This is a genomic window from Sorangium sp. So ce1153 (assembly GCF_051521595.1).
Classification (GTDB): Bacteria; Myxococcota_A; Polyangia; order Polyangiales; family Polyangiaceae; genus Sorangium.
In genome coordinates this window covers 9433721-9445618 of the sequence record NZ_CP150361.1, presented here as the reverse complement: position 1 = coordinate 9445618, position 11898 = coordinate 9433721, and the positions used below count along the sequence as shown (strand labels likewise).

Here is an 11898-nt window from a genome sequence, read left to right as displayed (position 1 = left end):
ACTGACCGCGGCAGCGCGCCGCGGTCAGTGGCGCGCGAGGGCCGCGCGTGAGAGCATGGCGCCCCGTGGCCGAGGTCGAGCTCAACATCCAGCGTTACTCGGCCGAGGTGGTCGCGCACCGGCACGCGCACCACCAGCTGGTCTTGCCCGTGGAAGGCGCGCTCTCGCTCTCGATGGACGGGCGGGAGCTCAGGGTGGCGGGGCTCTCGGGCATGCTCGTCCCGAGCGACGCGCGCCACGCCTTCGCGGCGCCGGACCGGAACCGCTTCCTCGTCATCGACGTGCCGCACGCCGCGGCGGAGCAGCTCGGCGCCGCGCCGTGGTTCGAGCGGGCCGCCGGCGAGCCGATCGCCCTCGACGCCGCCGTCGCGCTCCTGGTGCGCGCCGCGGCGGACGAGCTCGACGGCGTCGGCTCCGTCGCGCTGCGCCGGCAGTGGGCGGGGCTGCTCGTGCTCACGCTGGCCGAGCGCGGCGAGCGCGGACCACGCCGCGCGCCCGAGAAGCTGCGCCGCGCGCTCCGCTTCATCGACGAGCACGCGCACGAGCCGATCACGGTCGCGGACGTGGCGGCGCACGCGGAGCTGAGCCCCGGCCACCTCCACCACCTGTTCCGCACCGTCCTCGGCGCGACGGTGCAGGATCGCATCGCGGCGCTGCGCCTCGCGCGCGCGACCGAGCTGCTGTCCCGCACCGACCTCGGGATCGCCGAGATCGCGCTCCGCTGCGGCTACGCCGATCAGAGCTGCCTGACCCGCAGCCTGCGGCGCCGCCACGGCGTGACCCCGGCGGCCCTGCGCCGCGCCGCCCGGTCTGGACGGCCGGTCGAGCCGCGGCGCGGGCGCGCGCTGCCGCGGGACGGAGGCGCGTAGCGCCGGCAGGTCGCGCGGGAAGCCCGGAGCCCTGGCACAGGGCGGCGGAGCCCAGGCCAAGACGGCGGCGGGCCGGCGCAGCATGCTCGGCGCCATGTCGGACACGACGTCTGCGACGCGACCCTCGCGGCGAGCCGCCACCCTGGCGGGCGTCGCGGCCATCGGCCTCTGGGGCAGCTTCGCGCTGCTCTCGACCTCGGTGAGCAGCCTGCCGCCGCTCCAGGTGCTCGCGTCGACGTTCGCGATCGCCTCGCTCCTCGGCATCTCGCGGATCGCGCGGCGCGGCAGCGGCGGCCTCGGCGCGCTGCGCCAGCCGCCGAGCAGCTGGCTCCTCGGCGTCGGCGGCCTGTTCGGGTACCACGCCCTCTACTTCTACGCGCTGTCCGCGGCGCCGCCCGTGCAGGTGAGCGTCATCTCGTACCTCTGGCCGCTGCTCATCGTCCTGCTCTCGGCGGCGCTCCCCGGCGGTCGCCTGCGCCGCCGGCACGTGGCCGGGGCGCTGCTCGGGCTCGCGGGCGTGTGGACCGTCCTCGCCGCCGGGGGCGACCTCGGCCTCCGCGCCGCGCACGCGCCCGGCTACCTGGCCGCGCTCGGCTGCGCGCTCGTCTGGTCGACGTACTCGGTCCTCCAGCGCCGCTTCGCCGACGTCCCCGCCGACGCTGTCACCGGCTCGTGCGCCGCGACGGCCGCCCTGGGGCTCGCCGGGCACCTCGCGCTCGAGCGCACCGTGCTGCCCACGGCGGGTCAAGCGCTCGGCCTGCTCGCGCTCGGGCTCGGCCCCGTGGGGATCGCGTTCTTCGCCTGGGACCACGCGACGAAGCACGGCGACCTGCCGCAGCTCGGCGTGCTGTCCTACGGCGCGCCGGTCCTCTCGACGCTGCTCCTCTGCCTCGCCGGCCACGCCGAGGCGAGCCCCCGGCTGCTCGCGGCCTGCGCCCTCGTGGCCGCCGGCGGCCTCGTGGCGACCGCGCGCGCGGGCGCGCGCGGACGCGCCAACGACGCCCCGCGCCGCGCGCGAGCCAACAACTTGCATTGACAAGTAAATGCTCCGTGGTACGTTCGGTCCACCATGCGCGACCAGTTCACGGCCGACGGGGGGATCGTCCTCGACAACGCGCTCAGCTACTGGGTGGCGCGCGTGTACCTCGCGTCCCGCGCCGCGATGTACCGGCGCTTCCGCGCGCACGGCGTCGAGATCACGCCCGAGCAATGGATGGTGCTCGTCCGGCTGTGGGAGCAGGAGGGCGTCACGCAGACGCACCTCGCCGAGCGCACCTTCCGGGACGTGCCCACGATGAGCCGGATCCTGGCGCTCATGGAGCGCGACGGGCTGGTCGAGCGGCGCCATGACCCGACGGACCGGCGGGCCCGGCTCGTCTACCTCACGGCGCGCGGGCGACAGCTGCGCAAGGCCCTGTCGGGCGAGGCCATGGCCCTCGTCGACGCGCTGCGCGCCGGCATCCCGGAGGACGATCTCCTCACGACCCGGCGCACGCTCCAGCGCATCCTCGCGAACCTCGAGCCCGAGGGCTGAGCGCGGCGCCCGCCTCGGCCCCGCTCCCTGACACCCAATTGGTTGCATTGACAAGTACATGACTCAAGGAGAGACCCGCATGAGCCAGCCCGCCGCTTCCCCTCATTTCCCCGCCCATACGACCGGCTCCGCGCCCGCGGCGGTCCGCCCTGCGCTGGAGCGGACCGCGCGGAAGTTCGGCTTCCTGCCGCTGCCCGTGGCGCGCTTCGCGACCTCGCCGCTCCTGGTCCGCGCCTTCGACGATCTCCTCGCCCTCTTCGAGGAGGCGACGCTCTCGCCGGTCGAGCGCGAGGTCGTGGTGATGGTCGTCGCGACCGAGAACGGGTGCGATCTCTGCCGGACGATGCACCGCGGGCTGCTGCTCCGCGCGGGGGCTCCGCCGGCGGTGGCCGCGGCCCTGTTCGAGCGGACGCCGGTGCCCGACGCGCGCCTCCAGGCGCTCGCGGCGTTCACCGAGGCGACGCTGCGGGAGCGGGGTCAGGTGTCGGACGCGGATCTCGACGCGTTCATCGGGGCGGGCTTCACCGCCGAGCAGGCGCTCGAGGTGATCGTCGGCGTCGGCACCTTCACCCTGTCGACGTTCGCGAACCGGATGACCCGCACCCACGCGCTCCGCTGACGCGCCGGGCTCGCGGGCCCCCGCCGCCCCGGCGCGCCTCCCCGCGGGCAGCGCGGCGTTCAGTGCTCCGCGAGGCCCTCGGTCGCGCTCGGCGTCGCGAAGACGCCCTGCGCCTCGTCTGCCGGCGCCCACAGCCCCGCGCACATCAGCGGGCCGCCGGTGATCTCGGGCTGCGGCCCCGGGCGCGCCTGCACCTCGTCCACGTGCACGCACACATTGACGTGCACGCGCGCGTCCGCCCCGTCGCGCCGGGCCAGCTCCTCGTGCAGCGCCCCCGCGAAATCGAGCGCCGCGCGCCGCTCGCTTTGCTGCTCGACCGTCCCTGCTGGCAAAAGGCGCACGCCGAGCACCTCGTTGCCTGTCGTCGAGGCCAGGATGAACCCCGCGCGCGCGAGCTGCGACTCGGCCATATCGAGCACCTGCCCGATATCGGCCGCGAGCGCCTCGTCGAGATCGTCGGAGCCGCCGCGCGTCCTGACCTCCAGGTATACCGCCACCGCCGGCAGCGTCGGGTCGGGCCCGCTGTGCGCGCCCGACGCGGGCTCGCCGATCGCCTCCCGGAGCGCCCGCACCAGCTCCTCCACCGAGCTGAACCGCCGCTCGCGCCGCTTCTCCATGCAGCGCAGCACCACTGCGTCGAGCTCGAGAGGGAGCGGGACCCGCAGGCTCGGGGGCATCGGCGGCTCCTCGAGGTGCTTCCGGACCATCTCATCCATATCGTGTGTATGGAATGGTAATCTCCCAACGAGCATACGGTGGAGCAGCACGCCGAGCGCATAGACATCCACCCGCGCATCGATCGGGCCGCCCAGGATCTGCTCCGGCGCCATGATTGAGGGTGTCCCGGGCATTCTTCCGGCGGTGGTCAGCCAGGTCGAGCCCTCCTCCGGCCCCATCATTTTCGCGATCCCGAAATCGAGCAGCTTCACGGTGCGCGGCTTCCCGGAGCAGATGAAGATGTTGCTGGCCTTGACGTCGCGGTGGATGATCCCGGCGGCGTGCGCGGCCCCGAGCGCCGCGCAGATGGGCTCGAATAGATCGAGCGCCTCCCGGGGCGTGAGCCGCGTCTGAGCCTTGATCAGCGCGTCGAGCGTCTGTCCCTCGAGGCGCTCCATCGCGTAGAAGGGCTGGTTGTCATTGAGCTCACCCACTTCGTAGATTTCTACGATGTTGGGATGGGAGATGAGCTGGAGCGCCTCGACCTCGCGCGCGAACCGCTCGACCACTCGGCGAGAGTGGGCTACCGCCTCGCTCAGCACCTTGACCGCTGCGGGCCTCCCTGAACGGGCGTGCCTCGCTGCATAGACGACCCCGCAGCCGCCGCGGGCGATGAATCCCTCGAGGATGTAGTCGCCGGCCACGGTGCCCGGCGCCAGCTCGCCGCGCGCGGTGGCCCTCTCGAACTCCGAAAACGGCCTCGTCTCGTCCTCTTTCGTCATCTCGCCTCACCGTGCAGCGCGTCACGGGGCCGCCGCGCGCGCCGCTGCCCACCCGAGCAAGATATTCGATGAACCGGTATACTCAGGAGCGTTTCGAAATGGTAACTTAAACTTGGCCGACACTCGACACTGAAACGCCGGACCCGTCGCTGAAAGGGGGAACCACGATGTTCCTTTGCTGTACGCGGACTGTTGCGCTCCTCGCAATACCTCTGGTTACTACCGCCTGCATCGGAGCTGAGCTCGACGACGAGTTCGAGGAACCAATCGGGGAGGCCGAGGGGGCTGTCATCAGCAGCAACAGCATTCTCCCCAATGCGCTCCACAAGAATTCCCTCAACTCGACCTCGACCGCGCTCACCCCCGGTGCGCTCAGCCCGACCGCGCTCACCTGGGCCTCCCTCAGCTGGAGCGCGCGCGGGGCCCTCCAGGATCCGGGAACGAACGGCAACCTGTCAAGGGAGCTCTTGCGGTACGTCGTCAGCTGCGCGCTGAGGCCGAACCAGTCGTTCTCGTTCTCGTGGACCGACTCGAGCGGCGCCGTCCACCCGGAGACGTACCACGGCGACCTCGCGATCGCGGACTGGTGGGTGTACGGCCCGCTCAACGATCCCTTCTACCAGCGGCATATGTCGGCGTGCCTCGCCGCGAGGACGAACTGGTACGGCGTCTCGGTGCTGATCTCGCTGCGCTCCAATCAGCCGTTCATGGCCTCGGCCGCCACGGAGCGCTCCAGCTACACGGTGAGGGAGGGCGCGTTCTGGGGGAACCTGTTCAGCTCGACGCCCTACATGCGCGCCTGCTACTCGCCCGCCGGCGTGAACCGCGCGCGGGCGCTCAAGCGTGACTGTGCGGCCGGTCACCTGAACGTAGACCCCGGGTCCGGGGCCACCACCACCCAGGCGTGTGGCCCTATCGCGATCGCCGGGTCGTGCGATACGGTCTGCAGCGTCGTGAACGCCGACGGTGGGTACTACTCCCAATGCCTCGACAACCCCGCGATCCCGGGCTCAGCGCGCACGGACATGGTGGTCACGTCGTTCCTGCCGCCCTAGGGATGGGCGTGCGCCCGGACGCGCTGCGAGGTGAGGGGCAGGGCGGCGCGCCCCTCGAAGGCCGGCGCTGCCCGTCGTGCGGGCGGCGGAACCAGGGCGCGTGCCCCGAGTGCCCGGCGCACGATCTACCGCTGCCGTTCGACGTGACGGTGCCGGACATCACCGAGGTCGTCCCCGTCGCGCTGCCTTACTTCCCCGGCTACCGGACCCTCAGGATGCTGGGGCAGGGGGGGTTCGGCACCGTGTTCGAGGCCGAGCCGGAGGGCGGCGGCGCGACGGTGGCCATCAAGCTCGCGCGCGCCGAGCGCCTCGGCGCAGGCGGGCGCCTCCGGCGCGAGGTCGAGGCGCTGCTGGCCGTGGGCTCGCCCCACGTGCCGGCCGTGCACGCGTGGGGCACGCTCGACGACGGCTCGCCGTACGCCGTGCTCGAGCGCGTCGCCGCGCCGACGCTCGCCGCCCGCCTCGCCCGCCGTCCCGCGCCGCGCGCGGAGGAGGCCGCCCGGCTCGGCCTCGCGACGCTCGCGTCCCTCGAGGGCGTCCACGCGCGCGGCTACGTTCACTGCGACCTCAAGCCCGAGAACATCTTCGTCGACGGCGCGGGGAAGGCGACGCTCATCGACCTCGGCATCGCCCGGGTCGTGGGGCGGCGCGGCGGCGTGCAGGACGACGACCTGGCGCTCGGGACGGCGGAGTACATGGCCCCGGAGCAGTCCGCCGGGCGCGCGGAGCTCGACGCGCGCGCCGACATCTACGCGATGGGCGTGATCCTGTACGAGCTCTTCGCGGGCCGGCCGCCGTTCTGGGGGCCGCGCGCGGCGGTGCTGGAGGACCACAGGAGCCGCAGGCCCCCGCGCCTCGCGGCCCGCGTCGCCGTGCCGCGGGCGATCGAGGAGGTGGTGCACCGGTGCCTGGCGAAGGACCGGAACGAGCGGTTCGGCAGCGCGACCGAGCTCCGCTCCGCGCTGGAGCGCGCGCTCGGGGACGAGCTCGCTTCGAGCGAGCGCGACGCGCCGCGGGCCGGGAGCGGCGCCCCGCGCCGCGCGGTGGGGCTCCTGTTCTTCGAGGGCGCGGACGACCGGGTGGCCGTGCAGCGCCGGATCCGGGCGCTCGGCGGCGAGCTCGCGCACGCCTCCGGCTCGCGCTACGCGGCGGTCTTCGGCCACGAGGGCGCGGCGAACCCCGTGCGCCACGCGCAGCGCGCGGCCGACGAGCTCCTGCGCGGGGGGCTGTGCGAGCGGGTCCTCATCGATCTCGCGCCCGTGTCGGTCCAGGTCCGGCCGGGCGGGGCGACGCGCTTCCTGAGCCCGCTCTTCTCGCGCGCCGAGCGGTGGCCGGCGGCGTCTGGCCCGCCGGGGCCGTTCCTCACGCCCGCGGCCGCGGCCGCGCTCCCCGAGGCGTCCGCCGCGGCGGGGGGCGAGCCCTCGCACGAGCCGACGCTCGGCTCCGTCGGCTCGGCGCGCGACGCGACGGATCCCGGCGCGTTCATCGGTCGCGGCGACGTCGTCGAGCCCCTGCTGCGCAGCGCGGAGGAGGCGCTCCGCCTCCGGCTGCCCACGGTCGTGTCCGTGATCGGGGAGCCCGGCTACGGCAAGACACGCCTCTTCGCCGAGCTCGGCGAGCAGCTCCGGGCGCGCCTGCCGCACGCGCAGCTCATCGATCTGCGCGGGCAGGAGCCGACGAGCGGCGCCCCGGACGCGACGCTCCAGGAGCTCGTGCGCGAGGCGCTCGACGTGCCCGACGCGCCCCCGCAGAGCGGGGTCCGCGCGGCGCTCGCCGAGCGGCTCGGGCCCACGCTCGGCGAGGAGCTCGGCTCGGGGCTGGCGATGGCGCTCGGCTGGGTGGACGAGCGGACGGGCGGCGAGGTGTTCCCCGAGATCGAGGCGCTCAAGGCCGCGCCCGGCGCGCTGCGCTCGGCGCGCGTGCGGGCGACGGGGGAGTGCCTGCGCCGGCGCGCGGCCGTCGCGCCGGTGATCATCATCCTCGACGACGCGCAGTTCGCGCACGACGTGACGCTCGCGGCGCTCGAGTACGCGGCGCTCGCGGACGGCGCCGCGCCGCTGTGGATCTGCGCGATGGGGCGCCCGGCGTTCGCGGAGGCGCACCCGTCCTGGGGCGAGCGGGCGGCGCGGCGCGAGACCGTGCGGCTCGGCCCGCTCGACCCGGAGAGCGCGCGGGCGCTGTGCCGGCGGCTGCTCCGGCCCGCGCGCGACGTGCCCGAGCCGGCGATCGATCGCCTGCTCGAGCGCTCGCAGCGGGTGCCGTTCCTGCTCGTCGAGCTCGTGCACGGGCTCAAGCGCGAGGGGATCCTGCGGCGGCACCCGCGGGGCGACGCGTGGTACCTGGCGACCGATGAGCTCGATCGCTTGCCCGTGCTGCCGCTCATCGATCCGCTGGCGCAGGCCGAGATCGCGGCGCTCGGGCCGGCGCTCGGGGCGCACGCGCGGCTCGTCTCGCTGCTCGGCGCGGAGGTGTCGCTCGACGAGGTCGCCGGCGTGCTGCACCACCTCGACCAGCGCGGCGAGGGCGCGGCCTTCCCGCTCGACGCGCGCGTCGGGACCGAGCGGCTGGTCGAGGCGGGGGTGCTGGTGGCCGGCCGGAAGGGCAGGTTCGCCTTCCGTCACGCGCTCGTGCGGGAGGCGATCGCGCACGGGTGCGCCGAGGCGGAGCGGCGGCGGATCCACCTGGCCGCGTACGAGCACCACCGCGCGGCGGCCCACGAGGGCCAGGAGCAGCGGCGGTTCAAGATCGCGTTCCACGCGGCCGAGGCGGGGCTCGCGACGATCGCGGAGGAGGCCTACCTGGAGCTCGCAGAGCGGGCGGCGGCGCGGCACGCCTACGTCGAGGCGGAGCTCTACTACAGCCGCGCGCTGGCGCAGCCCGTCGAGGAGCGCGGCGCGCGGCGGAGGGCGGCGTACCGGGGCCGGGGGCTGATGCGCTACCGGCTGGGGCGCTACCACGACGCGCTCGGCGACCTGGCCCGCGCGCGCGCGATGGCGGTGGAGGAGGGCGACGCGATCGAGCAGATCGACCTCCTGCTCGACGAGGCCACGGCGCTCGACTGGATGGACGACTACGGCCGGTCGAAGGAGCGGGTGGAGCAGGCGAGGGCGCTCGCGCCCGGAGAGCTGCCGCCCGCGCTCTCGGCGCGCCTCTCGATGGGTCTCGCGCGCTCGCTCGCCCGCGAGAGCCGCGAGAAGGAGGCGGCGCCGAAGCTCGAGCTCGCGGCGGCGCAAGCCGAGGCGCTGGGCGACGAGGGCTACGAGACGCTCGTGGCGTCGCTCCTCTTTCTGGGGTTTATCTATCCAGGGCTGGGCAAGCTCGAAGAGGCGGGTGCTGTGCTGGATCGGACGATCCGGATGTGCGAGTCGCGCGGCGACCTCCTGCACCTCGGCCCCGCGATCAGCAACCGCGCGCTCCTGCGCGCGTGCCTCGGGGACAACGAGGGGATGATCCTGGATCTGTGCCGCGTCCTGGCCATCGCGCGCGAGCTGGGCCTCGGGACGATGGAGCTCGTCGGGGAGTTCAACCTGGGCGAGTACCTCTACCTGATGGGCAATCTGGAGATGGCGATGCCGCACGTGGAGCGGGCGGTCGCGCTCGAGCGCCAGCAGCGGGGGGAGGAGGCGCGGCCGGTGGTGCAGCTCCTCCTGGCGCGGCTGCTCCTGTACAAGGGCGAAGAGGGCAAGGCGCGGGAGATCATCGAGGGGATCCGGGCTCAGCAGGTGAAGGCGGCCGCGGAGGGGCGCGAGGGCACGGAGATGGCGCCCGCGGAAGAGGTGCAGTGGTCGATGATCGACCTGGCGACGCGGGACGCGACCGACGAGGCGTGGGACGAGCTCGAGGAGCGGTCGGCCCGCTTCTTCGTGGGGCAGGAGCAGATCGAGGTCATCGAGGCGCGGGCGCGAGCGTGCTCGCGGCGCGGCCGCCACGCGGAGGCGAAGGCGGTGCTCGAGCGGGCGATCGAGGCAGCCGGGAGGATTCCGAATGTGATGAGAGAGCGGCTCGAGCGGCAGCGAGGGAGCTAGTTTCGCGCGTCAGAAATCCTGCCGGAGATCTCTCAACGTGAGATGGCCGCGGCTCACGCGGGCCGCCGGCCGCGCGCCAAGAACAGCGCGCCGGCGAGGAGCGCGAGCCATGGGGCCAGGGCGCCGCGCACCGGAGGGATGCCCGCGGCGCGACAGTCGCAGCCGTCATCGCCGCCGGTGAGCCCGCCACCGCCGCCCGACGACGACGACGAGGCCTGGCTCGACGAGCTCACCACGCTCGACACCGCCGCACCGCCGCCGCCTTCTCCGCCCGGACAACCCCGGTTCGCGACCGCGCCGGCCTCGGTCGGGCAGTCGTCATTCATGTCGCTGATGAAATCGTTGTCGTCGTCCGCGTCGCAGTCGTCTCCCGCGCCGTCGCCGTCCGTGTCTCCCTGTCCCGGATTGGCCGCCCGGGGGCAGTTGTCCGCCTCGTTGGAGACACCGTCCCCGTCGTCGTCGCGATCGCAGGCGTCGCCGACGCCGTTCGCGTTCGCGTCCGCCTGATCAGGGTTCGGCGCCCAGGGACAGTTGTCGCCCAGGAGCACGCCATCGCCGTCGAAATCGATGGCGCCGGGCGTCTGGACCTCGCACGCGGCCCAGGTCGACGACAAGGGCTCGCTGGTCTCGACCGCGCCGGTCACCCCGTTTCCCCCGCTCGCCGCCTGGGCGCCCTCGGTGAAGTCCTGCCGGCAGCTCCCGCCGGAGGCGGACAGCGGCGCGTGCAGCGCGACGTCATCCCCCGCGTCGTCCAGGTAGGAGCTCCGCCCGGCCCCAGGGTCCGGTCCGTCGAGCGATTTACCGGTCTTGTCGACAGGGGCGTTCAGGCCCGTCGTGCCATAGAAGACGTAATCGACGTCCTTCACGAGATCGCTCACGGCGTCCCAGTAAAAAAGGACGAGACACTCATGATCGTTCGTCAGCCCGCGCGTCTCTCCCACCGATCCAGGGAGCGGCAGCCGCATGTCAGGCACCGCGGCGGCCGACCTGCTCTCCCCCGCGCCGAAGGTGCCTGCGCTGTAGATCTCGTAGGTAGGGGGCGAGCCCCAGCCCTCGAACGCCCTCGTCTCGCCGCACCCCATGCGGTAGCACTCGGCCCCTCCGAGCGACACAGTCTGGATCTCGCCGGGCCCGATCTCGGCCCCGGCCGGGAAGCGCACCAGGAAGTCGTTCGTGTTCGGGAGCGTCGCGCTCGTCGTCACGAGCTCGTAGTAGAAGCGGTAATCGGCGAGGTAATAGTCGGACAGGTCCACCGGCGCGCTGCCCGGGTTATAGATCTCCACGAACTCCGCGGCCGCGGGGTGGACGCGGAGCTCCGTGAGGAGGAGCTTCGCGGGGCTCGACACCTGGGCGCGCATCCGGCCGTGGAGCGCGTCGAGCTCCAGCGTGACGACCTGCCCCGCCGCGGCGCTGAACGCGGCGCTCGAGGAGTCCTTCGGGGCGTAGCTCCAGCCGTTCGCGCCGAGCCTCGTGGTCCAGGGGCCCTGCGCCGCGAACTTGAAGAGCGCGCCGGAGAGCGGCGCCCGGGCCACGAAGCGGTACGTGTGGACATGATCGCCCGCGACACGATCGCCGAGGAGGCCGTCGTCGCGCGCGACCGTCAGCGTCGAGGACGAGTTCCAGTCCGTATCGCCCACGGAGCGCTGCCAGTCTCCGACGGCGACCCACACCTGCGGCGCGCCGTCCGCGGCGAGCGAGGCGCTGCGCGAGTCCGAGGCCGACTCGGTAGCTGGCAAGAACCCCTGTGCGGTCAGGTCGCGCGTGTCGTAATAAAAGGTGACATCGTAGGGCGCTGTCCCGCCGGCCAGGGTGAAGCGCAGGTTGTCCCCGGTGGCCGCACCCGCACCGCCATCGCCGAGATCCTCCCCGTTCCGCGAGACCTTGTACTCGATCTCGCCCTGCCCCGCGAACGAGACGGTCGCCGTGAAGACGCCGTCCCCGGCCTCCGCGTCCGGGGCGACACCATCGTCGCGGAGGGGGGCGCCCAGGCGCACGTCCCACGCTCCGAGCTCCCGCGCGGAGCCGGTCACCGTCGGCGAGGCGAGCACGACCCTCGGCAGGAGCAAGAGCAAAGCGAAGTTGATGCCGACGAATGAACGGTGTCGTCGCACAGGGGCCACCTCGGTGCCGGGGCGAGTATCCGGACGAGTGAACCCTAGCGCAGGACGGACGAACAACGAAGTCACAAAGCAGGAATAGCGCCAGCGCTCGTGTGGCACCCTCTCATGCGTCATCCATCGATGAGCGCTGAATCCGACGTTCGGCCGTCTGCTGGAGCGACGGAGGTGGGGCGACGGAGGCATCGATATCGCGGGATCGTGGCTCGGGCGCCGGCAGCTCGGCGGGCCCGGGCCGAG

At 73.5% G+C, this 11898-nt stretch carries 8 protein-coding genes; 6 read left to right on the top strand and 2 right to left on the bottom strand.

All coding sequences use genetic code 11. The features are described from left to right. The first annotated feature begins 65 nt into the window (after window positions 1–65). The 4 genes from WME85_RS33890 to WME85_RS33875 all read left to right on the top strand — a co-directional run bounded on the left by WME85_RS33890 (window position 66) and on the right by WME85_RS33875 (window position 3022). On the top strand, window positions 66–869 hold the full coding sequence (locus WME85_RS33890; RefSeq protein WP_437827245.1) for a helix-turn-helix domain-containing protein: 804 nt from the start codon (window positions 66–68) through the stop codon (window positions 867–869). A gap of 94 nt (window positions 870–963) precedes the next feature. Continuing rightward, window positions 964–1905 carry an aromatic amino acid exporter YddG gene (gene yddG, locus WME85_RS33885; protein ID WP_437827244.1) on the top strand — a complete coding sequence of 314 codons (942 nt, stop codon included), beginning with the start codon at window positions 964–966 and terminating at the stop codon, window positions 1903–1905. Between the two features lie 33 nt (window positions 1906–1938). Next, window positions 1939–2403, top strand: a complete 465-nt coding sequence (locus WME85_RS33880; protein ID WP_437827243.1) for a MarR family winged helix-turn-helix transcriptional regulator — start codon at window positions 1939–1941, stop codon at window positions 2401–2403. 79 nt (window positions 2404–2482) lie between these two features. After that, window positions 2483–3022 carry a carboxymuconolactone decarboxylase family protein gene (locus tag WME85_RS33875; RefSeq protein ID WP_437827242.1) on the top strand — a complete coding sequence of 180 codons (540 nt, stop codon included), beginning with the start codon at window positions 2483–2485 and terminating at the stop codon, window positions 3020–3022. 59 nt (window positions 3023–3081) lie between these two features. On the opposite strand, the gene WME85_RS33870 is transcribed toward WME85_RS33875, so the two are convergent. Continuing rightward, window positions 3082–4461, bottom strand: coding sequence for a serine/threonine-protein kinase (locus tag WME85_RS33870; RefSeq protein WP_437827241.1), 1380 nt, complete (start codon window positions 4459–4461; stop codon window positions 3082–3084). Window positions 4462–4628: 167 nt separating this feature from the next. Between WME85_RS33870 and WME85_RS33865 the strand changes: the two genes are divergently transcribed. Both WME85_RS33865 and WME85_RS33860 read left to right on the top strand, forming a co-directional pair. Further along, window positions 4629–5516, top strand: a complete 888-nt coding sequence (locus tag WME85_RS33865; RefSeq protein ID WP_437827240.1) for a hypothetical protein — start codon at window positions 4629–4631, stop codon at window positions 5514–5516. A gap of 8 nt (window positions 5517–5524) precedes the next feature. After that, window positions 5525–9541, top strand: a complete 4017-nt coding sequence (locus tag WME85_RS33860) for a serine/threonine-protein kinase (protein WP_437827239.1) — start codon at window positions 5525–5527, stop codon at window positions 9539–9541. Window positions 9542–9594: 53 nt separating this feature from the next. On the opposite strand, the gene WME85_RS33855 is transcribed toward WME85_RS33860, so the two are convergent. After that, a complete protein-coding gene (locus WME85_RS33855) occupies window positions 9595–11652 on the bottom strand; it encodes a thrombospondin type 3 repeat-containing protein (protein ID WP_437827238.1) in 2058 nt (685 codons plus the stop codon). Window positions 11653–11898: the final 246 nt, after the last annotated feature.